Annotated in this window: 18 protein-coding genes; 6 read left to right on the top strand and 12 right to left on the bottom strand. The window is 69.6% G+C overall.

Annotation, left to right across the window (positions count from 1 at the left end):
* On the bottom strand, positions 1 to 369 hold a 369-nt coding region (locus ACOHWE_RS17310), incomplete at its 3' end, for a hypothetical protein (protein ID WP_420667985.1).
* 961 nt (positions 370 to 1,330) lie between these two features.
* On the opposite strand from ACOHWE_RS17310, the gene ACOHWE_RS17305 reads away from it, so the two are divergent.
* The 4 genes from ACOHWE_RS17305 (at position 1,331) to purN (ending at position 4,833) form a co-directional block, all read left to right on the top strand.
* Positions 1,331 to 2,179, top strand: coding sequence for a phytanoyl-CoA dioxygenase family protein (locus ACOHWE_RS17305; RefSeq protein ID WP_420667984.1), 849 nt, complete (start codon positions 1,331 to 1,333; stop codon positions 2,177 to 2,179).
* A gap of 103 nt (positions 2,180 to 2,282) precedes the next feature.
* A complete protein-coding gene (locus ACOHWE_RS17300) occupies positions 2,283 to 3,104 on the top strand; it encodes a phytanoyl-CoA dioxygenase family protein (protein WP_420667983.1) in 822 nt (273 codons plus the stop codon).
* A 53-nt stretch (positions 3,105 to 3,157) separates the two neighbouring features.
* Positions 3,158 to 4,159: a hypothetical protein gene (locus ACOHWE_RS17295; protein ID WP_420667982.1), complete on the top strand. Its 1,002-nt coding sequence runs from the start codon at positions 3,158 to 3,160 to the stop codon at positions 4,157 to 4,159.
* Between the two features lie 2 nt (positions 4,160 to 4,161).
* The gene (gene purN / locus ACOHWE_RS17290) at positions 4,162 to 4,833 is read left to right on the top strand and encodes a phosphoribosylglycinamide formyltransferase (RefSeq protein ID WP_420667981.1); all 672 of its coding nucleotides are present in this window, start codon (positions 4,162 to 4,164) and stop codon (positions 4,831 to 4,833) included.
* Positions 4,834 to 4,982: 149 nt separating this feature from the next.
* On the opposite strand, the gene ACOHWE_RS17285 is transcribed toward purN, so the two are convergent.
* From ACOHWE_RS17285 to ACOHWE_RS17260, 6 genes are all read right to left on the bottom strand, one after another.
* A complete protein-coding gene (locus ACOHWE_RS17285) occupies positions 4,983 to 5,273 on the bottom strand; it encodes a hypothetical protein (RefSeq protein ID WP_420667980.1) in 291 nt (96 codons plus the stop codon).
* Between the two features lie 217 nt (positions 5,274 to 5,490).
* Positions 5,491 to 6,177 carry a YjbF family lipoprotein gene (locus tag ACOHWE_RS17280; RefSeq protein ID WP_420667979.1) on the bottom strand — a complete coding sequence of 229 codons (687 nt, stop codon included), beginning with the start codon at positions 6,175 to 6,177 and terminating at the stop codon, positions 5,491 to 5,493.
* Positions 6,174 to 8,546: a YjbH domain-containing protein gene (locus tag ACOHWE_RS17275; RefSeq protein WP_420667977.1), complete on the bottom strand. Its 2,373-nt coding sequence runs from the start codon at positions 8,544 to 8,546 to the stop codon at positions 6,174 to 6,176. Before ACOHWE_RS17275 ends, ACOHWE_RS17280 begins: the two co-directional genes overlap by 4 nt.
* Positions 8,547 to 8,785: 239 nt before the next feature.
* Complete coding sequence (locus ACOHWE_RS17270; RefSeq protein WP_420667976.1) at positions 8,786 to 10,663, bottom strand: polysaccharide biosynthesis protein; 1,878 nt, start codon at positions 10,661 to 10,663, stop codon at positions 8,786 to 8,788.
* Between the two features lie 337 nt (positions 10,664 to 11,000).
* Complete coding sequence (locus ACOHWE_RS17265) at positions 11,001 to 11,612, bottom strand: sugar transferase (RefSeq protein ID WP_420667975.1); 612 nt, start codon at positions 11,610 to 11,612, stop codon at positions 11,001 to 11,003.
* Positions 11,609 to 12,565, bottom strand: coding sequence for an NAD-dependent epimerase/dehydratase family protein (locus ACOHWE_RS17260; RefSeq protein ID WP_420667974.1), 957 nt, complete (start codon positions 12,563 to 12,565; stop codon positions 11,609 to 11,611). Before ACOHWE_RS17260 ends, ACOHWE_RS17265 begins: the two co-directional genes overlap by 4 nt.
* A gap of 88 nt (positions 12,566 to 12,653) precedes the next feature.
* Between ACOHWE_RS17260 and ACOHWE_RS17255 the strand changes: the two genes are divergently transcribed.
* On the top strand, positions 12,654 to 13,772 hold the full coding sequence (locus tag ACOHWE_RS17255) for a polysaccharide biosynthesis/export family protein (RefSeq protein ID WP_420667973.1): 1,119 nt from the start codon (positions 12,654 to 12,656) through the stop codon (positions 13,770 to 13,772).
* A gap of 96 nt (positions 13,773 to 13,868) precedes the next feature.
* On the opposite strand, the gene rfbA is transcribed toward ACOHWE_RS17255, so the two are convergent.
* From rfbA to rfbC, 4 genes are all read right to left on the bottom strand, one after another.
* A complete protein-coding gene (gene rfbA, locus ACOHWE_RS17250) occupies positions 13,869 to 14,795 on the bottom strand; it encodes a glucose-1-phosphate thymidylyltransferase RfbA (protein WP_420667972.1) in 927 nt (308 codons plus the stop codon).
* Positions 14,792 to 15,643, bottom strand: coding sequence for a dTDP-4-dehydrorhamnose reductase (gene rfbD, locus ACOHWE_RS17245; RefSeq protein WP_420667971.1), 852 nt, complete (start codon positions 15,641 to 15,643; stop codon positions 14,792 to 14,794). Before rfbD ends, rfbA begins: the two co-directional genes overlap by 4 nt.
* Before the next feature lie 61 nt (positions 15,644 to 15,704).
* Positions 15,705 to 16,757: a dTDP-glucose 4,6-dehydratase gene (rfbB, locus tag ACOHWE_RS17240; RefSeq protein WP_420667970.1), complete on the bottom strand. Its 1,053-nt coding sequence runs from the start codon at positions 16,755 to 16,757 to the stop codon at positions 15,705 to 15,707.
* Between the two features lie 3 nt (positions 16,758 to 16,760).
* On the bottom strand, positions 16,761 to 17,315 hold the full coding sequence (gene rfbC / locus ACOHWE_RS17235) for a dTDP-4-dehydrorhamnose 3,5-epimerase (protein ID WP_420667969.1): 555 nt from the start codon (positions 17,313 to 17,315) through the stop codon (positions 16,761 to 16,763).
* Positions 17,316 to 17,473: 158 nt separating this feature from the next.
* Here rfbC and ACOHWE_RS17230 point away from each other — a divergent pair, with 158 nt between their 5' ends.
* Entirely contained in the window at positions 17,474 to 18,715 is a 1,242-nt protein-coding gene (locus ACOHWE_RS17230) for a glycosyltransferase family 4 protein (RefSeq protein WP_420667968.1), read from the top strand.
* Between the two features lie 559 nt (positions 18,716 to 19,274).
* Here ACOHWE_RS17230 and ACOHWE_RS17225 read toward each other — a convergent pair.
* Positions 19,275 to 19,952: a helix-turn-helix transcriptional regulator gene (locus tag ACOHWE_RS17225; protein ID WP_420667967.1), complete on the bottom strand. Its 678-nt coding sequence runs from the start codon at positions 19,950 to 19,952 to the stop codon at positions 19,275 to 19,277.
* Positions 19,953 to 20,170 lie beyond the last annotated feature (218 nt).

The raw sequence follows: 20,170 nt of genomic DNA, 5'->3' as shown, positions 1-20,170 counted from the left end.
GTCGCTGACCCAGACGTTGGAGATCTCGTAGCCGTCGGACGACCCGGCCACCCGCAGCGCGTCCCAGGCCTGGGAGACCCGCATGTCGTAGATGTCGGCGTCCAGGGTGTCGCGCACCATCACCGCCGCCGAGTTGGTGTAGAGCTGCAGCCATTCGCCGGTCAGCGGCACGGTGCCGTTGATCGTGGTGCCGTAGATGTCGATGCCGGTTTTGGCGTCGTCCACCAGGAAGGGGTAGAGGTTGGTCGGGCTGCCGGTGTTGGCCACGGTCCAGCTGGCCTGGGTGGCGTCGATCGCTTCCGCATCGCCGCCGTTGTAGCGGTAGGCGTCATAGCCGTAATCGCCGGTCAGGGTAATTTTCGAAACCATGCTCGTTAGTCCTTTTGGATTATTCCACTCGAAGGTTCGGGTTGTTTTCTGGTCCGGGGAAATGCTGTGCCGGCGGGCCTGAGGCAAGCGCAGGCCCCTGTGCCGGGCGGAACTGGCGGGCCTCCGCCATGGGCGGGGTCTTGCCCGGCCCCGGTTCCGCAATGACCTCCGGTTGAAAGGCTCCGGAACTCATTGGCTTGCGGGGCGGAGGCCGGGCCCGCCCCGCTGCCGCCGCCGGGCGGCGGGATTCCTCTGCGGCATTATGTCCACTTGCATTCACGGTTTTGAATTTAAACGCGGCGCAATATATATTGGGCAGCAAGGAGTTAACCCTGTCCGGCGGGGCGGGCAGAGCCCGGCGCCGCCCTCCGGCAAATTGCCGCTACGTCATCCTTGCAGCCCGGATTTCCCTCTGTCCCGGGCCGGAGCCGCCGCCCTGCCGGCCCTGTGCCGCGACCGGGCGGCGCGCCCCTGCCCGCCCCCTGGCCGCCCCTGGCCGCCCCCTGCCCGCCCCGGCGCCGCGGCTCAACTGCAGCGCAGCGGCGCCGCGGCTGCGCGCCGACTCCGCACCGAACCCGCCCGGGGGCCGGCGGCTGCCGCCCCATCGGCCGCCTACTCCTTCCGGGCGAGGGCCGGCCTACTCCCAAATGGGGCGCGCGCTCCAGTTGCCAGGATGCGGGGCCAGGACTACCCTCAACTTGCACAGCCTGTGCTGCGGCCGGATTTTGTATTGGAAAGCCGCATGGGAGGCCGATGGGGGGACCGCTGAGGGGGCCGCGGTTTGCACGGCCGTCCGCAGGCAGGCGTGTGAAGCAGAACGGCTTATTGGTGGAAAATGCCTTCTGCCCCGAACTCCTGAACAGGCGCGGCCGCCGGTGCCCGGAAGGTGCCAGGACCGCGCTCCGGGGGCGTGCGGGCGCATGGCCGGGAATGGCCGGGGCATGTCAGTACGAGGGATATTATGGATCAGACCGTTTCTCCGGCCGCTGCCGGCACAGATGCCGCAGCCGCCATCGACAAAATCGAAAAACACGGGTTTGCCCGCCTGCCGCAGGTGTTCAGCAAGGACACGGTGGCGGAGGCGCTCGAACGCGTCCAGTACTGGTTCGACAAGACGCTGAACGCCCAGTCCGACCGCATGCCGCGGCTGAACAAGGCGCAGCCGATGGTCTACAACCTGCAGAGCAAGGACATCTTCTTCTCCAAGCTGATCCTGGACACGCCGGTGATCGAGGGCGTGCTCAAGCATTTCCTCAATGACAAGTGGTTCTCCTCGCTGCCGGCGGAGGATCCGAACTACATCCTGCGCTCCTTCCTCGCGCGCAGCAGCAACCACCGGATGCCGATGCACATCGACTCCTTCGTGCCCTATACCGGCGACTTCCCGTTCATCATGCAGTGCTCGATCCTGCTGGAGGACCAGACCAAGGAGAACGGCTGCACCGTCATCGTGCCGCGCTCGCACAAGACCGGCCAGTATGCCGATCCCGACTCGCATGAGACCGCGGTGCCGCTCGAGGCGCAGGCCGGCGACCTGATCTTCTGGGACAGCCGCATCTGGCACGGCGCCGGCGAGAATACCAGCGGCGGCACCCGCTGGTCGATCATCGCCACCTTCTGCCGCTGGTGGATCAAGCAGGCCTTCGACATCCCCGGCAACCTGCCGCAGGAGATCTACGACCAGCTCTCCCCCCGCGAGCGGGCGGTGATGGGCTACTGCTCGGTGCCCTATGACGACGAGACCCGCGGCATCGACATGAAGCGCAACTACGGGCTGCTGCCGGAAAAGGTCGAGGACTACCGGTTCTGACACCCGGCCCGGCGGCCCCGGCAGCCCGGGGCGCGGGCGCACGGAAAAGACACGCGGACAAAGGCGCCCGGGGCGGCGCAAAAGCAAAAGGGATGGGGGTTCCATGCAAAGATTTGACATCGGCGATATCCGCCAGCTGATACCGGAGGCCGACTCCAGCACCTTCGCGCCGGAGATCTACCGGCAGACCGGCTACTTCGTGCTGCGCGGCGCGGTGCCGCAGGACCAGGTCCGGGCCTGGCAGCAGGAATGGCAGGCCTTCAACGCCAAGGTGCTGGCGGGCAAGCGCAAGGTCGATCCGTTCAACCCGGTGCACGTGCACGAGGCGACGCCCGACGCGCTGGCGCAGATCCACGCCAATCCGGCGATCCTGGATGTGATGGAGCGGCTCTACCCGGATCTGGCGCTGTTCATGCAGCGCTTCGTGATCAAGGACAGCAGCAGCCGCAAGCCGGTCTTCCCGCACGGCGACTTCGCCTATGACTACGGCTGGCCCGAGAAGACCACCGTGTTCATTCCGCTCAGCCCGTCGAACAAGGACAACGGCGGCATCTCCTTCTACCCGGGCACCAACCACTTCGGCTATATGGGCGATGCGGGCGAGGTGAACACCGATATCCTCGCGCCCGGCTGGCCGCTGATCTGCCCGGAGCTGGAGCCCGGCGACATCGCCCTGTGCCACACCTGCACCTGGCACTGCTCGCCCGCCTATTCCAGCGGGCCGGACCGGATCCTGGTGCAGGCCACCTACCAGCCCGCCTCCGATCCCAGCAGCACCCGGCTGCTGCGCGGCGAGTGGAAAACCCGCTACCGGCTCTCCGACCTGCCGCGCGAGCGCTTCTTCACCCGCTGCCGCTCGAGCCGCCTGAAGGAGCTGCAGGCGCAGGTCGACCAGCAGCAGGCGGCCGAGCGTGCCGCCGGCTGAACCGCCTCCCCCGCCGGCACCCGCCGGCACCCGCCGACAGAGGAGGCCTGCCCATGGATGCGCCCGTGGAACTGCCTGAAGACGCGCCCCGGGACCTGGCCGGGGCCGCGGCCGGACACTTGCCCGCTGGCCCGCAGGCGGTCCCGCCCGCCTGCGCCGCGCCCGGCTACCGCAGCGCGGAATACGCCGCCGCCTTTGCAGGCCTCGGCCGCCCGCTGCAGCTGCCGCAGAGCGGCGGCTGGCTGCTCGAGCGGGAGATCCCCGGCTCCGCCTTGCGCGATGCGATGGGGCTCTACCCGCTGCTCTGCTGCGCGGACTGGACGGCGCTGCCGCAGGACCTGGAGGCGGCCGGCGCCGCCGGCCTGGTCAGCGTCACCGCGGTCACCGATCCGCTGGGGGCCTATGACGAGGCGCTGCTCAAGGACTGCTTTTCCCGGGCCGCGCCCTACAAGGAGCATTTCATCGCCGACCTGAGCCAGCCGCTGGAAAGCTTCGTGTCGAAATCCCACCGCCAGAACGCGCGCCGGGCGCTGCGCAAGCTCACCGTCGAGGTCTGCGAGGAGCCGCTGCGCTATCTCGACGACTGGGTCGAGCTTTACGGGGTGCTGGCCCAAAAGCACGGCATCACCGGGCTGCGGGCGTTTTCCCGCGAGTCGTTTGAGCAGCAGTTCCGGGTCCCCGGCATGGTGATGTTCCGCGCCGCCGACGAGGACGGCACCGTCGGGCTCGACCTGTGGTACGTGGATGGCGATACCGCCCAGGGCCACCTCGCCGCCTTCAGCGGCCGGGGCTACGCCAAGAGCGCCTCCTACGCCACCAAGTGGACGCTGCTCAATCACTTCGCAGGCAAGCTCCGCTGGGTCAATTTCGGCGGCGTGGCGGGCACCGCGGGCGGCCAGGGCGGCGGGCTTGCGCATTTCAAGCAGGGCTGGAGCACCACCAGCCGCCAAACCTGGATCTGCGGCCGCATCTTCGATGAAGAGGCCTATCAGCAGCTGACGCGGGGGCTGCCGGAGACCGGCTATTTCCCCGCCTACCGCGGAGGAGAATTCTGAGCATGGCCAACGCAAAGCCCGCTTTCCTGTTTGTGCTGTCGACCACCGGGTCGGTGATGAGCCGGGTGCTGGAGACCGATACGGTGCGCCGCGCCGCCCATTCCGCCGTCGCCACCGCCGAGGGCCCGGGGCTGGAGGCGGCGCGCGCGCACGGGCTGCCCGCCACCGTGCTGCCCGGCCCCGGCAACGAGGATTTCTGCGGCCGCCTGCTGGATTACGTGCAGGCGCACGGCATCAGCCACATCCTGTCCTTCTACACCCGGTTCTACAGCGCGGAGTTCCGGCATGCGATGCAGGACCGGATCATCAACTTCCACCCCTCGCTGCTGCCCGCCTTCAAGGGGATGGACGGCTTTGGCGACGGGCTGCGCTACCACACCCCGGTCATCGGCACCACGGTGGAGCTGATCAAGGATGTGATGGACGAGGGCAAGATCGTGATGCAGTCGGCCTGCGCCAACGACCGCAGCCTGCCGGCGGAGGAGATGCGCCACCGCATCTTCGAACAGCAATGCAGGACGCTGGTGCAGGTGGTCGACTGGATCGTGCAGGGCCGGCTGTCGGTGGAGGGCGACCGGGTCAGCATAAGCGGGGCCCGCTATACCACCCCGGAGTTCTCGCCGGCGCTGGAAAACCCCGAAGCCCTGGCCTTCCGCGCCGGGCCGCGGCGGTAGCCGCCGCCCCGGCCAGCCGCAGCCAGAATCAGCCCGGCCCGCCGGCGCTCAGCCCGCTGGAGGCCGCGGATCCCGCAACGCAAAAACGGGCCCCGCCGGGCCCGTTTCCTGAACTCTTGCCCGCCACCGGCAGGCATCGCAGACCAGCCTTAGTTGGTGGTCGTGGTGCTGGAGGTGCTGCCGGTGCTGTTCGGGGTGCTGCCGGTGGTGTCGTCGTCGTCGCTGCCCACAACGCCAGCCACCACGGCGGCGGCGAGCACGCCCGCGCCGACGGCGCCGGCCATGCCCAGCCCGCCGAGGCCTGCGCCCAGGCCCGTGCCTGCACCCGCACCGGCACCGGCACTTGCGCCGCCTGCGCCGCCTGCGCCGCCGCTGGAGGTGGTGGTTTCAGCGGTGGTGGTGACGACGGCCTGGGCCGACAGGGCGGACGCCGAGGTCATGGCGGTCAGGGCAACAAGGGCGAAGAACTGCTTCATTGATCAAACTCCTTTGGAGATCTTGGCAAATGGATCCGTTGAGGCGACATTAGGGGAGCCACCTCCCCATTTCAACGCAAGGAATAGATGCAAAACCGTTGAAATCCGGTTTGCGCCGGCGATTTTCCGCAGCCGTTGCGGCAAAGCCTCTGCCCGCCTCCGCGCCCCGGCAGAAACCGGCTCACAGCCGCAGCTGGCGGATTCGCACATAGCCGGTTTCCGGCCCCGCCCATTGCCGCGACTGCCAGACCCGGCCCGCCTGCGCCCCGGTGCCGACCCAGTAGTCGTTGACGATGCTGCCGCCGCCGCCGCTGCACTGCTCCTGCAGGTGCCGGGTGGCATAGGCGAGCTCGACGATCTCGATCCGTTCCGGCCCCAGGTCCAGCAGCCGGCAGGCCATGCCGAGCCGCAGCTGGCCGTTGCCGCCGGCGCGCAGCACGTAGCTGCGGGCGCCGCCGCGGGCGGGCCCGGCGACGCCTTCAGCCGCGGGCACCTCCGCCGACAAGAGCCCGTGGCCCAGCCCGCGGGTGGCGGTCAGCATGCCCTGCCGCAGCGCGACCGAGACATTGTCGGCGGTGCGCCAGACCTCGATTTCGCCCGCAAAACCGTCGCGGCGGGTGAGCGCACGGGTCAGATAGGCCTTGGCGTCGCGGTTCTCGATCACCACTTCGATATAGGCCTGGGTCTCCCGGTCCAGCAGCGCCCGGCTCAGCTCCACGGCGGGCGGCACCGCGCGGCGGCGGGTGAACTGCTCGCCCACCGCCCGCAGCACCTGCAGCTCGGCCGAGGCGCGCTCGGGGCCGCGGGTGCAGCCCGCCAGTGCCGCCAGGAGCGCCAAAAGCGCCGTGGCTGTCCTGATCACGCTCATTCCCAGAACCTCGCGCGCTGTTCTTCCAGGCTCTTGCGGTGGGCGGCGCGGATCTGCCCGTACAGCCGGTCCGGCACAAAGACCCGCTGGCCGCCGTCGCGCTGGGTCGGGCGGATGGTGAGCCCGAGGCCGGAGCGCGAGGGCTTGCCCAGCAGCCAGTCAACCGGGATGCGGAAGCGGAAACCCTTGTCAAAGGAGCCTTCGCCGAACTCCTCGGCCGACACATCGGTGAGGGTGAAGAAGGCGCCGACCAGGAAGCCGTTGTTGAACTCGCGGGTCAGGCTGAAGGTGCCGCCGAGATCGCCCGCCAGGTAGCGCCCGGCATCGAGCTGCAGCAGATAGCCGCGGTCGAGCTCGAGATAGGCCGAGGCATGGCCGGTCAGCACCTCGTAATCGCGGAAGCCAAAGCGCTGGTCATAGTCGCGCTGCTTGACGTAATTGGCCTCCATCCCCAGGCCGAGGCGGCTGTCCGCGGGCTTCCACAGGATCTCACCCGAGACGCCGCCGAACATGGATTCGAACAGCCCCGCGCTGGTGCGGGCATACAGCGCCTCGCGCGGCTGCCACTGGCGGCTGGCGTAAAGCGACTGCAGCGTGGTGCCGAACTGGGCATATTCGACCTGGTCGGTGCGCACATGCGGCAGCACCGAGTTGGAGACCCGGCCGTTCCTCACGTTGCCCCAGATCCGCTGCCGCAGCGTGCCCGCCAGGCGCCAGCCCGGGGCCGGCGTGTAGGAGGCGGTGAGATCCGCGCCCAGGTCCAGGCGGAACGGCTGGTCCGGGTCGAAATAGGCGGGCGCGGTATAGGGATTGAGGGAGGTTCCGAAGGCCGGGTAGAGCCCCTCCGGGTGCAGCGCGCCGGCCGGCTCGGGCCCGGCTTCGGTGACCGCGGCGGCGGCAAACAGCGCATCCGCCGCCTCGGGAGCGAACTCCAGCGCCTCCAGATCCGAGCGCCGCACCACCATCGCGGCCGGCGCCAGGCCGCGGCGCAGCAGCACCAGCCGGAAGGTCTCCACCGAAGGCGGCATGGTCCGGGCAAGCGCCCGCGCGGCGCGCCCCGCAGCCTGGCCGGTGGAGCGGTAGCGCGGGTTGCGGTAGCGCAGCTCCACCACCCGCCCCGGGGCGCCCGCGGCATCGCTGGCAGGGCCGGCCGCGCCCGCGGGGAAGGCGATGCTTTCCAGCACCAGCCCGTCCGCCTTCAGCGCCTCCGCCGCCAGGTCGCGGAACGTGCGCCTCTTGCCCGCGCTCGCGGACCAGCCGGTGCCCCAATGGCTCTCCCCGGTGGCCCAGTGGCTGCGCGGCACGATGGGCTGCGGCGCGGGCACCGTCATCGGCGTCGGCGGATGGTGCGGATTCATCTGGATCTGCGCGGTGACGCCGACTTCCGAGCCGTAGAGGTAATAGGCGCCGAGCCGCACCCGCTCGGAATACTGGTACTCCACCCCGTAGTTGAGCGCGGATTTGCGCTCGAAGACATTGGGCGCGCCGGTCTCCAGCGTATAGGCGTCGGAGGAATATTCCGCCTTCAGGCTGAGCCGCTCGCCGGGCTGCCACTCGAAGCCGCCAAAGGGCGCCACCGGACCGCGGAACCACTGGTCGTAGGACAATTCCCCCCCGGTATCGCCGGCCACGAAGGAGGGCCGCCCGCCGCCGATGCTGGTGACCGCGCCATGCGAGCCCAGCCGCCCCCAGCCCAGGCCCGCCGTCAGCTTGAGCCGGCCGGCGGCGCGGCCGGCGGCGAGCGGCGGGGTGGTCAAGCGCTTGGTGGCGGTCAGGTATTCCGCCGCATAGATCCCGGTGCCCGCGAAGTCCTGCAGCCCCAGGGTCACCTCCGGGCGCCAGCGGCCTTCCCGCCAGAGCCGGGCGCGCAGGTCGAAGCCGCGGTCGTAATAAGTGGCAAAGCCGCCGATATCAGCGCCGTTGGTCTGGATGCCGTTGTAGCGGAAGGAGGCGGTGAGCCAGGGCAGCGCCTGGAAGGTGATGTTGTAGCGCGAGGTGCCGCCGAACCAGGAGTAGGTCACCGCATATTGCCCGTCCGGCAGCATCTCCGCGCTTGGCATGTCGATCAGGCCGGGGCTGCCGTAGAAGGAGAGGCTCGGCGGCGGCAGCGGTTTCAGCCGCGGCGCCGCGGCCTCGCTGCCCGGCGGCGGCGCCAGCACCCCGCCCGCGCCCGGGTCCGGCACCGGCAGCAGGGCGGCAGAGGGCTGCGCGGCGGTCTGGGAAGCGGTCTGGGCGGCGGGCGGCCCGGCCAGCGCCAGCCCGCCGAGGCAGAGCGCGGGCAGCAGGCCGAAGCGGCGGGCCCGGCCGGACAGGCTGCGGCGGGCACGGCGGGAAAGAGCCGGGCGGGAATGGATGTTGACTGCGCTCACCGGGGATCTGCCTTCTGCCCTGCCTCTGGCCGTATTCCGGGCCGGGATCTTCTGCCCCTGGCCCTGTTGCTGTGCTGCTTGCTCTGGCCCGTTTAGAGCATGGAACCGCGCGGCGGATCAATTGCGCGGGCGGCAGGCGGTGCCGGTTTTGCCGCCGGTGCAGCCGCGGCGCCGCACTCCGGCCCTGCCCTCTCCCGTTTCCGGCCCTGCTCCCGGCCGGTCTGCCGGTTTGCGGCGGCTCAGGAGCTGATGCGGCCGGCCTCGCGGACCTGCTGGAAGCCCTCGACCCAGCGCCCGATCACCTGGCGCGCGGCGGCCTCGTCGCCCGCCGCCACAGCCTGGCGCAGGCTGCGCAGGAGCACCGCCACCTCGATCTCCGACAGCACGCTTTCGCGGGCGCAGAGGATCTTCGGGTGGCGGGTGCGGATCAGCTCGCCCGAGAGGGTCAGCTCCTCCTCCAGCTTCTCGCCGGGGCGCAGGCCGATGATCTCGATCGCGATGTCGCCCTCGGGGTGGGCGGTATCGCGCACGCTGTAGCCCGCGCTCTCGATCACCTGGCGGGCAAGCTGCAGGATCGGCACCGGCTCCCCCATGTCGAGCACGAAGACCTCGCCGCCCTCGGCCATGTCGCCCGCCTGCAGCACCAGCTGCACCGCCTCCGGGATGGTCATGAAGAAGCGCTTCACCGCCGGATCGGTGACGGTGACCGGGCCGCCGCGGCTGATCTGCTCCTGGAACAGCGGCACCACCGAGCCCGACGAGCCCAGCACGTTGCCGAAGCGCACCATGGTGAAGACGGTGGCGCGGTGGCGGGTGGCGAGATCCTGCACGATCAGCTCGGCGATGCGCTTGGAGGCGCCCATCACGTTGGCCGGGTTCACCGCCTTGTCGGAGGAGATCAGGATGAAGCGCTCGACGCCTGCGCGGGCGGCGGCGCGGGCCAGGGTCTGGGTGCCGAGCACGTTGTTGGCCAGCCCCGGCAGCGGGTTGGCCTCGACCAGCGGCACGTGCTTATAGGCGGCGGCATGCAGCACCACCTGCACGCCGTGGCCCGCCAGCACCATGCGCATCTGGCGCGGATCGGTGACCGAGCCCAGCACCGGCACCAGCTCGACATCGGCCTCCGCCGCCAGCTGCGCGAGCTCCTGATGCACGGTATAGAGCGCAAGTTCGGAAAGCTCGAACAGCACCAGCTTGCGCGGCCGGCAGGACAGCACCTGGCGGCACAGCTCGGAGCCGATCGAGCCGCCCGCGCCCGAGACCAGCACCACCCGGTCCTGATAGGCCCCCGCCGCCGCCTTCAGCGGCACGTCGCGGGCGGCGCGGCCCAGGAAGGCCTGCGGCGCCACCGGGGTCAGCTTGTCGACCAGCGCCTCCTCGCCGATGAGCTGGGCAAAGGAGGGCAGCGCCTGCACCTCCAGCCCCAGCTTCTGCAGGCGCCGGGTGATCTGGGCCTGCTTCGGCTGGCTCTGCGACGGCATCGCCAGCAGCACCCGGCGGATCTGCCGCGCCGCGGCGATCTCGCCGATGCGGGCGGAGGCGTAGACCGGCAGGCCGACCAGCGTCATCCCCTGCAGCGAGGTGTTGTCGTCGGCAAAGGCAACCGGATCGATGCCGTCATGCGCCTTCAGCGCCTGCGCCAGCTGGGTGCCGGTGGTGCCGGCGCCGTAGATCAGCACCCGGCAGCGCGGCCGGGCGCGGCGGTAGATGCCCAGCACCAGCTGCAGCAGCACTGCCCGCGCCGCCACCATGGCGAGGAAATAGACGATGGCAAAGACCACATGGGTGCCCGAGGGCAGCGCCGGGCCGAAGCCGCGCGCGAGAAGCCCCAGCAGCAGCCCGCTGGCGGCCGCGAGCAGCGCGCTCTGCGCCGCGGCATGGCGCTCGTAGGCGTTGAGCTGCACATGCGGCAGCCCCAGCCACAGCGCCAGCGCCGCCGCCGCGGCAAGCTCGTAAGGCAGCACCGGCAGCAGCGCGCCGAGGGTGGCGAGGGCCGGGTCCGGCAGCGGCTGCACCGCCAGGGTGAACAGCAGCGACAGCGGCAGGAGCGCCAGGTCCACGGCCAGGAACACCCAGGCCTTCTGGCGCCGCGATAGCGCGCTGATCAGGTCAAACATACCCAGCTGCCCCTGCTGTCATCAAATTCTGTCCTGCCCGTTCCTGCCCGTGCCTGCCGTTTGCCGCAGTGTTTCCGGACAAGATAAATCATACGTAAAAGACCGGGGCCGCACCGCCGGACCGGCGGCTTGCCGCGCATAACATTGCGCGCCGCCTGCCGGCCGCCTGCCGTTTTGCACCCCTGCCGCGATCATAGCTGCTTTCCCCGCTATCACAAAACCGGCACCGGCAGAAACCCGCCGCCGCAGCGCTGCGCAAGAAAGCCCGCCACGCTTCAGCACACCATTGCAGCAAAGCCACAGCTGCGCGCCAAGGAAGAATCCTTAAAATTTGATTCTACCCGCGGCGGAACATACTGCCAATCGTCTGAAACACCAGATCAAAGTCGTAGCACATGCTCTGATGGCGCTGGTAAATCAGGTCGAGCCGCGCCTTGGCCGGCACGCAGCGCCGCAGGTAGACGGCATGGGTCTGCGCCGCGCTGCTGCAGCGCGCCAGAAGCGCCGCCTCGTGCCGGTGATAGGCCAGCGAGGCCAGCCCGGTGACCCCGGGGCGCGATTTCAGCACCTCGGCATACAGCGCAGGCTCCGCCTCGACATACTGCCGCAGCGGCGGCCGCGGCCCGACAAAGGAGATGTCGCCCCTGAGGATGTTCCACAGCTGCGGCAGCTCGTCGAGCCGCTTGGAGCGCAGCCAGGCGCCGGTGGGGGTGATGCGGGCCGCCTTGTCGCCGCCGGAGACCCCGGCGTCGCTCTCGGCCGCCGTCATCGTGCGCAGCTTCCACAGGGTGAAGGGCTGATCCACCGCCTTCATGCGCTCGCCGCCGTAAAACAGCGGCCGCCCCTCCTTCAGCAGCAGCCAGGCCAGCAGCAGCAGCAGCACGGGGCCGAGCAGCAGCACCAGGAGGCTTGCGAAGAAGAGGTCGAAAATCCGTTTGCGCCAGGTCATCCGCGGCTGTGTCCCATATTGTTCTGCCCCATATTGTTCTGCCCCATGCCGGTCTGTTCCGCGCTGGTCTGTTCCGCGCTGGTCTGCTCTGGCCCGGAATGCGGCTCCAGCGCGGCCCATTCCGCCGCCAGCCGGCCCGGGTCCGCGGGCGGCAGCGGCCCCGGCAGCAGCGCCTGCAGCCGGGCGGTGCCGAGTTCCACCGCCGGGATCGCCCCGGCCGGCGCCGCCTGCCAGCTGAAGGCGCGGCCCGCAGCGCGCAGCAGCGCGGCCATCTCCACCGCGCCGGGCTGGGCCAGGTTCAGCACCGCGGGCAGGCCGGGCTGCATCAGCAGCTCTGCCAGCACCCGGGCGAGGCACAGGGGCCCGATATAGCTGCGCCGCGGGCTCTGCCCGTCTGCAAAGCGGTCGAGCCGGAAGCCCGGCCGCCAGCCGCCGAGGATGGCATCGAACCCCGCCACATTGCCGATCCTGAGACTGGTGACCGCCACCCCCAGCGCCTCTCCCAGCGCTTGGGCGCGGGCCTCCATCTCCGCCTTGGCGGCGCCATAGGCATTGGCAGGCGCCAGCGGCGCCTCCTCGGTCAGGAGCCCCGGCCGGCTGCCATAGACCGCGGCCGAGGAGGCCAGCAGCACCCGCGCCCCCGGCGCCCCCGCGGCGGCGGCGGCGCGCACCGCGGCTTCGCCGAGGCGGATATGGGCCTCCATGCCGCCGCTGCCCCGGCCCGGCACCGGCCCGGCCAGGCACAAAAGCACCTGCGCCCCCGCGGCAAAGCGGGCGAGCGCCGCCGGATCGGCGAGCGGATCGAAGATGTGCCAGCCGGATCCGGGAGCCGGGGATCCGGGCTGCGGCGCGCGCGCCTGCAGCCGCAGATCCAGCCCCGCGGCCCCCTGCCGCTGCAGCAGCCGCCCGATGCGGCCTGTTGCCCCCAGAACCGCCACCGCGGGAAATGCCATGCCTGCCGCCCGTTGCTGTTGAACCATGCCCGCAAGCCCAGTATCCTCTGGGCAGAAAAAAATCAAAGCAGTTCCAGAGCAGGCTCCCATGCGCAAACTTTTCCTCTGTCTGGCAGCGGCCGGCCTCGCCCTTCTGCCCGCCGCCTGCAGCCGCCTGCCCGGCGGCGCCCCGGCGAGCGAGGAGCTGCTGCGCGGCGCCAGCTCGGCGGAGGCGGATTTTGCGCTCTACCAGGTGAACCGGGCGCTGCTGCCGCTGGTGGCCGCCTGGCCCGATACCGGCAAGCAGGAGCGCCTCGGCTGGCTGCCCGCGCACCAGGGCGCCCGCACCCAGATCATCCAGCCCGGCGACCGGCTTTCGCTCAGCATCTGGGACAGCAACGACAATTCGCTGCTGACCGCGCCGGAGCAGAAGATGGTGCAGCTGCAGGACATGATGGTGGCCGCCAACGGCACGATCTTCATGCCCTATGTGGGCGATGTGAACGTGAACGGGCTGACCCCGGATCTCGCCCGCGCCAGGCTGCAGGCGGCGCTGGAGCCGGTGGTTCCTTCCGCCCAGGTGCAGCTGGCGATGGCGGAGGGGCGCAACAACTCGGTCGACCTGGTCTCCGGCGTCGCCCAGCCCGGCACCTACCCGATGCCCGACCGCAACTACACGGTGATGGGGCTGATCTCGGCGGGCGGCGGCATCAGCCCGAACCTCAACAACCCGCAGATCCGCCTGGTGCGCGGCCGCCGGATCTATGGCACCTCGGTCGACAACCTGCTGAACAACCCGCATCTCGACACCCTGCTGCGCGGCGGCGACCGGGTCTTCGTCGAGGAGGATGAGCGCTACTTCCTGTCCTTCGGCGCCACCGGCAAGGAGGACCTGCACATCTTCACCAAGGACGAGATGTCGGCGATGGACGCGATGTCGGTGGCGGGCGGCTTCCAGGACGGCAAGGCCGATCCCAAGGGGCTGCTGGTGCTGCGCGAATACCCGGCCTCGGCGGTGGCGCCCGGGGTGCAGGGGCCGCGCCAGCAGCGGGTGGTGTTCTCGCTCGACCTCACGTCCGCCGACGGGCTGTTCTCGGCGCGCCAGTTCGGGATCAACCCGGGCGATCTGGTGATGGCAACGGAATCGCCGATCAACGACGCCCTCACCATCTCCAACATCTTCGGCAACTTCTTCGGCGTCTTCAGCCGCACCGGCATCATCGAGTGACAAGGGTGTGACCCGGGCCTGATCCGGGGCGCGCGCCTGCCGGGCAGGCCTGCCCCGCCTTGCGGGCCCGCGGCGCGGGGCGCGCGGCGCGGCGGCTTACTTCAGCAGCCGCTCCAGGTAGGCGCCATAGGAGTTCTTGGCAAACAGCTCCGCCCGCTCCTGCAGCTGCGCCGCATCGATCCAGCCCAGCTGCCAGGCGATCTCCTCGGGGCAGCCCGACTGCAGCCCCTGGCGCTCGTGCAATGTGCGCACGAAATTGCCCGCATCCAGAAGCGAGCCATGGGTGCCGGTGTCGAGCCAGGCATAGCCGCGGCCCATGGTCTCGACCGAGAGCAGGCCCTCGCTCAGGTACATCTGCAGCAGGTCGGTGATCTCCAGCTCGCCGCGCGCCGAGGGCTGCACCGTCCTGGCGCGCTCCGGCGCGCTGCCGTCGAGGAAATAGAGCCCGGTGACCGCGTAGTTCGAGGGCGGCTGGCTGGGCTTTTCGATGATCTCGCGCGCCCTGCCGCTGCCATCAAACGCCACCACGCCGTAGCGTTCGGGATCGGCCACGTGATAGCCGAAAACGGTGCCGCCGGTGGTCTTTTCATCCGCCGCCGCCAGCCGTTTCGGCAGCCCGTGGCCGAAAAAGATGTTGTCGCCCAGCACCAGCGCCGACGGCGCGCCGTCCAGGAAGTCCTCCGCCAGGATGAAGGCCTGCGCCAGCCCGTCGGGCGAGGGCTGCACCACATAGGTGAGCGACACCCCCCACTGGCTGCCGTCGCCGAGGAGCCGCTGGAACTGCTCCTGGTCCTGCGGCGTGGTGATGACGCAGATCTCGCGGATGCCCGCCAGCATCAGCACGCTGAGCGGATAGTAGATCATCGGCTTGTCATAGAGCGGCAAGAGCTGTTTCGACACTGCCATGGTGATCGGGTAGAGCCGCGTGCCCGAGCCGCCCGCGAGGATGATGCCCTTGCGGCCGCAGGCCGTGCCGGAAATTGTGCCGGAGACCGAGCCTCTGGCGGGCGTGCCGTCTGTCATGAAACCTCTCCCAGATCCTTCAGAATATCCCTCAATCCCTGCCGCCAGTCAGGCTGCGGAATGCCGAACACCGTCTCTAACGCGGAGCAATCGAGCCGGGAGTTCAGCGGCCGCGCCGCCGGTGTGGGATAGGCGGAGGTTGCTATATCCTCCACTTCGCAGGCAATCCCGGCCTGCGCGAAGATCTCGCGGGCAAAGCCCGCCCAGCTGGTCTCCGGCTGCCCCGCCAGGTGGTAGATCCCCGCCTTTTGCGGGTCTGCCTGCAGCTGCCACGCCAGCGTGAGGCAGGCGGCGGCAATATCGCGCGCAGGCGTCGGCGCGCCGATCTGGTCCGCGACGATGCTGAGCCGGCCGCGCTCGCGGCCTAAGCGCAGCATGGTCTTCACGAAGTTATGCCCGTGGGCCGAGACCACCCAGGAGGTGCGCAGCACCGCATAGGCGCCGCCCGCGGCCGCGGTCAGCGCCTCGCCCCTGAGCTTGGAGCGGCCATAGGCATTGACCGGCCCGGTGGCATCGCCGGGGTGCCAGGGCACCGCGCCGCCGCCGCCGAAGACATAGTCGGTGGAGACGGTGACAAAGGGAATGCCCAAGTCCGCGCACGCCCGCGCCATCGCGCCGGGGGCCGCGCCGTTGATCACGGTGGCCAGCGCCTCTTCCTCTTCCGCCTTGTCGACCGCGGTGTAGGCGGCGGCGTTGATCACGGCGGCGGGCGCCTGGGCGCGGATGGCGGCGGCGCAGGCCTCGGGATCGGAGAGATCCGCCTGACCGCGGCCCAGACAGGCGACGCCCTCATGCGCCGCCAGTTCGCGCGCCAGCTGGCCGGTCCTGCCGAAGACGAGGATGGTCATGGGTATTCTCCGAAGTCTCCCGCCGGGCCGGGCGCTGCCCTCAGTGGCACAATCACCGTTCTCACTTGCCGGTCCCCAGCCGCCGGCCGACGCCGTCGCGGTCCTGCAGCGCGCGCCACCAGCTCTCGTTGCCGAGATACCACTCTACGGTCTTCTCCAGCCCTTCCTCGACCGTGACCGAGGGCCGCCAGCCCAGTTCGTTGCGGATGCGGGAAGGGTCGATCGCGTAGCGCGCGTCATGGCCCGGGCGGTCGGTGACGAAGGTGATCTGCTCCTTGTAGGACCGCCCGTCTTCCCGCGGCCGCTTCTCATCCAGAATGGCGCAGAGCGTCTCCACCAGCTCCAGGTTGCTGCGCTCGTTCTCGCCGCCGATGTTGTAGGACCGTCCCAGCGCGCCCTTCTGCACCACCAGCAGGAGTGCCGCGGCGTGATCCTCCACGTAAAGCCAGTCGCGCACGTTGGAGCCGTCGCCGTAGATGGGCAGCGGCTTCCCCGCCAGCGCGTTCAGGATCACCACCGGAATCAGCTTCTCCGGGAAGTGGTAGGGCCCGTAGTTGTTGGAGCAGTTGGTCAGCACCACCGGCAGCCCGTAGGTCTCGTGCCAGGCCCGCACCAGATGGTCGCTCGCCGCCTTCGACGCGGAATAGGGCGAGCGCGGATCGTAGGCGGTTTCCTCGGTGAACATCACCGCCGGGTCGGCGGGCAGCGAGCCGTAGACCTCATCGGTGGAGATGTGATGGAAGCGGAAGCCCTCCGGCCGGCCCGCCTGGGTCCAGTACTTGCGGGCCGCTTCCAGCATGTTGAAGGTGCCGGTGATATTGGTCTCGATGAAATCGCCCGGCCCGTCGATCGAGCGGTCGACATGGCTTTCCGCGGCCAGATGCATCACCGCATCGGGCTGGTGGCGCTCGAAAACAGTGTCTAACGCGGCGCGGTCACGGATGTCGGCCTGCTCGAAGCTGTAATCCGGGCTGTCTGCCGCCTCGGCCACATTGCCGAGGCAGGCGGCATAGGTGAGCGCATCGAGGTTCACCACCTGATGGCCGCGCGCCACCGCCAGCCGCACCACCGCGGAGCCGATGAACCCCGCGCCGCCGGTCACCAGAAGCTTCATGGCTTATCCTTCCCAGGTGAAGGGGCTGTCGAACTCGCAGAACTTCGGCGCGGCGGCATCCTTTTCGGACAGCACCGGCGCGCCGGCAAAGCCCCAGTCGATGCCGCAGCTGTCCCAGGCCACGGCCCCGTCGCATTCGGGCGCGTAATAATCGGTGCATTTGTAGATGATTTCGGTGTCGGATGTCCTGGTAATAAAGCCATGCAAAAATCCCTTGGGCACCAGAAGCTGGCGTCCGTTTTCCGCCGTCAGTTCAATGCCGAACCATTTTCCATAGCTAGGCGAGCCCTTGCGGATGTCCACCGCCACGTCGAACATCGCGCCCCGGCCGCAGCGCACCAGCTTGTCCTGGGCATGGGGCGGGGCCTGATAGTGCAGCCCGCGCAGGATTCCCGGCGCCACCGACAGCGAATGATTGTCCTGCACGAAGTCGAGATCGATGCCGTGCTCCTGCATCCGGCGCCGGCTCCAGCTCTCGCTGAAAAAGCCGCGCGCATCGCCGTAACGCGCCGGGGTCAGCACCTTCAGCCCCGGCAATCCTGTCTCTTCCACCTTCATCGCGCCAGTCCCGCTTCCTGCTTGCGTATTTCCGCCCCCCTCCTACTCCCCGCAGGCCGCCAGCGCCAGTGGCCGCGCAGGCACAGGCGGGGCGCGGGCTGCAGAACCGGCACAGCGCCGCCTTGCATCCCGCCGGTCCGCGCGGCAACGATGGGGGCATGAAAATCCTGTTTGTGCATCAGAACATGCCGGGCCAGTACCGCGAGCTGGCGCCCTGGCTGGCGGCGCAGGGCGGCCATGAGATCGTCTTCCTGACCCAGCGCAAGGATGTGCATCTGGCGGGGATCAGGACGGTCATCTACACACCGTTCCGCACCCCCGCCAAGGACGCCTTCGGCCTGTCGAAGGACTGGGAGGCGGCGGCCGGTGCGGGCCTCGGCGCGGCGCTGGCGGCGCGGCAGCTGCGGGACGCGGGCTTCACCCCCGACATCATCATCGGCCACACCGGCTGGGGCGAGCTGTTGTTCATCAAGGACCCCTACCCGGATGTGCCCGTCATCGGCTTTTTCGAGTATTTCTACCGCACCTCCGGCGGTCTGGTCGGGTTCGATCCGGAAAACCCGCCCAACGACCAGGCCTATTTCTTTGCCGAGGCGCGCAACGCGGTGCCCTATGCCAGCATCGAGCTGGTCGACCAGGGCCATGTGCCCACCGCCTGGCAGCGCGGCCGGTTTCCGGAAAGCTTCCACGGCCGCATGTATCTCTGCCACGACGGCATCCGCACCGACAGGCTGGGCCCCGATCCCCGGGCCTCGGTCGGGCTGGGGCGGCTCGCGCGGCCGCTCACCCGCGGGGACGAGGTGGTCACCTACATCGCCCGCAACATGGAGCGCGCCCGCGGCTTCCACACCATGATGCGCGCCCTGCCGCGGATCCAGGCGCAGCGCCCCAACGCGCGCATCCTGATGATCGGCGGCAGCGAGACCTCCTATGGCGCCGAAAGCAAGCACCCCGGCGGATTGCGCGGCGAGATGGAGGCGGAGCTCGGGGACAGCGTCGACTGGAGCCGGGTGCATTTCCTCGGCAAGGTGCCGTATGACGATCTCTGCCGGATCATCCAGATCAGCCGCTGCCACATCTACCTGACCATGCCCTTCGTGCTCAGCTGGTCGCTCCTGGAGGCGATGGCGATGCAGGCCACCGTGGTGGCGGCCGACGTGGCGCCGGTGCGCGAGGCCATCACCCATGGCGAAACCGGGCTGCTGGTGGATTTCTTCTCTCCCGAGAAGCTCGCCGATCAGGTGGCGGAGGTGCTCGCCGATCCCGCCGCCCATGCCCATCTCGGCCCGGCCGCCCGCGCCCATGTGGTGGAGAAATACGATTTCCTCAGCCGCTGCCTGCCGGAGCACATCGCCCAGATCAATGCCCTCGTGCCGGAGGCACGGCGTATAAAACTCTAGCCGGAGGCACGGCGTATAAAACTCCAGCCGGAGGCACGGCGTATAAAACTCCAGCCGGAGGCACGGCGCATAAAACTCCAGCCGGAGGCACGGCGCATAAAACTCCAGCCGGAGGCACGGAACCTGAAATCCGGCCGCAGGCGCGGAAACCCCGACTCTGATACAGCCCGTCCCGCGCCGGAACCGCCTCAAAATGGCCAAGGCGTCTTGAGAGCCAGCCCTGCCGCTCAAAGCGCTTCCCAGCAAGAAAAGCACCCCGCCGGCGGCGCCCAAGGCTTTTTAAAAAGCCTTGGCAAAAGTTTTTGAAAACTTTTGCCCCGCACTGCACCGGCGGGATGCGGGCAGGCCCCCCGGTCCCGCCCGCATCCCGCCGGCGGCGCCTGCCGCCGCCCGCCTGTGGGGATCCCTGCCCCCCCGGCAGGATCGATCCGCAGGCCGGCCCCTGGAGGCCGGCGCCGGCAGTATGAGTTGCAGGCCGGCCCTGGAGGCCGGCGCTGGCAGGGTGAAACGCAGGCCGGCCCTAGAGGCCGGCGCTGGCAGGATGAAACGCAGGCCGGCCCTAGAGGCCGGCGCTGCCGCGGGCCGGGTCGGGCGCGGCGGGCGGCGGCAGCTTTTCCGAGGCCCAGAGCGCCGCCTGGGTGCGGTTCTTGGCGCCGATCTTGCGGAAGCAGGTGCGCAGATGCACTTTCACCGTCGCCTCGCAGATGCCGAGCTCATTGGCGATGCTCTTGTTGGTGGCGCCCTCGGTGAGCTTGGCCAGGATCAGCTGCTCGCGGTCCGACAGCCCGTGCTTGCGCGGCCGCGGCGCGGGGGCGGTTCCGGCCGCAGCCCCGGCCGCCGCGCCCGCCCCGGGCGGCGGGCCCGCGGCGCCATGCAGCACGATGCGGTAGCCGTCCTGCACCACCTGCAGCGCCGCGATCAGCGCATCGGCGGACTTGCGCTCCGGGATCACCGCCTCGGCATAGGCGCTGAGCCCGGCCTGGGTGGCGGCCGGGCAGCCGTCGCCGGTGACCAGGATCAGGAGCGCGCTGCCGTTGCGGGCGCGGAAGCCGCGCAGCGCGGCAAACAGCCCAGGCCCGGTGTCATGGCTGTAGTACAGCACCAGGTCGCTGCCGGGCAGTTCCGGCAGCTCCTCCAGGCTGCCGCGGCACAGGCCGGTCTGGTAATCATGCGCTTCACAGATGGCGAGAAACATGTCTCTGAGAAGCCTGCTCTCCCCCACGATATGCACAGGCATTAAATGAACTCCCTTACTCGTAACTGCCGGATGCATGCATCCGGCCTGTCCCCCGGGGCCTGTTTCCCAGGCGGCCGCACCCCTGCCGGCCGCCCTGCAGCGCTGCCACGCCCCATTCACACAACAACACCCTGCCGCCGCCCATCGGGCCCCGGCTGCGGCTGCAGCCGTGTCCTGATCATAAAAGCTAACAGTCGCGGCCCGGAAATCCGCCCGCG

It is taken from the genome of Cribrihabitans neustonicus, assembly GCF_048820895.1.
Lineage (GTDB): Bacteria > Pseudomonadota > Alphaproteobacteria > Rhodobacterales > Rhodobacteraceae > Cribrihabitans_A > Cribrihabitans_A neustonicus.
This window is presented reverse-complemented; position numbering and strand designations above follow the sequence as displayed.

Excerpts from the sequence above, each read along its gene's own strand:
- ACOHWE_RS17305 (WP_420667984.1), top strand. The coding sequence starts at position 1,331 with ATGGATCAGACCGTTTCTCCGGCCGCTGCCGGCACAGATGCCGCAGCC.
- ACOHWE_RS17300 (WP_420667983.1), top strand. The coding sequence starts at position 2,283 with ATGCAAAGATTTGACATCGGCGATATCCGCCAGCTGATACCGGAGGCC.
- ACOHWE_RS17295 (WP_420667982.1), top strand. The coding sequence starts at position 3,158 with ATGGATGCGCCCGTGGAACTGCCTGAAGACGCGCCCCGGGACCTGGCC.
- purN (WP_420667981.1), top strand. The coding sequence starts at position 4,162 with ATGGCCAACGCAAAGCCCGCTTTCCTGTTTGTGCTGTCGACCACCGGG.
- ACOHWE_RS17285 (WP_420667980.1), bottom strand. The coding sequence starts at position 5,273 with ATGACCTCGGCGTCCGCCCTGTCGGCCCAGGCCGTCGTCACCACCACC.
- ACOHWE_RS17280 (WP_420667979.1), bottom strand. The coding sequence starts at position 6,177 with ATGAGCGTGATCAGGACAGCCACGGCGCTTTTGGCGCTCCTGGCGGCA.
- ACOHWE_RS17270 (WP_420667976.1), bottom strand. The coding sequence starts at position 10,663 with ATGTTTGACCTGATCAGCGCGCTATCGCGGCGCCAGAAGGCCTGGGTG.
- ACOHWE_RS17265 (WP_420667975.1), bottom strand. The coding sequence starts at position 11,612 with ATGACCTGGCGCAAACGGATTTTCGACCTCTTCTTCGCAAGCCTCCTG.
- ACOHWE_RS17260 (WP_420667974.1), bottom strand. The coding sequence starts at position 12,565 with ATGGCATTTCCCGCGGTGGCGGTTCTGGGGGCAACAGGCCGCATCGGG.
- ACOHWE_RS17255 (WP_420667973.1), top strand. The coding sequence starts at position 12,654 with ATGCGCAAACTTTTCCTCTGTCTGGCAGCGGCCGGCCTCGCCCTTCTG.
- rfbA (WP_420667972.1), bottom strand. The coding sequence starts at position 14,795 with ATGACAGACGGCACGCCCGCCAGAGGCTCGGTCTCCGGCACAATTTCC.
- rfbD (WP_420667971.1), bottom strand. The coding sequence starts at position 15,643 with ATGACCATCCTCGTCTTCGGCAGGACCGGCCAGCTGGCGCGCGAACTG.
- rfbB (WP_420667970.1), bottom strand. The coding sequence starts at position 16,757 with ATGAAGCTTCTGGTGACCGGCGGCGCGGGGTTCATCGGCTCCGCGGTG.
- rfbC (WP_420667969.1), bottom strand. The coding sequence starts at position 17,315 with ATGAAGGTGGAAGAGACAGGATTGCCGGGGCTGAAGGTGCTGACCCCG.
- ACOHWE_RS17230 (WP_420667968.1), top strand. The coding sequence starts at position 17,474 with ATGAAAATCCTGTTTGTGCATCAGAACATGCCGGGCCAGTACCGCGAG.
- ACOHWE_RS17225 (WP_420667967.1), bottom strand. The coding sequence starts at position 19,952 with ATGCCTGTGCATATCGTGGGGGAGAGCAGGCTTCTCAGAGACATGTTT.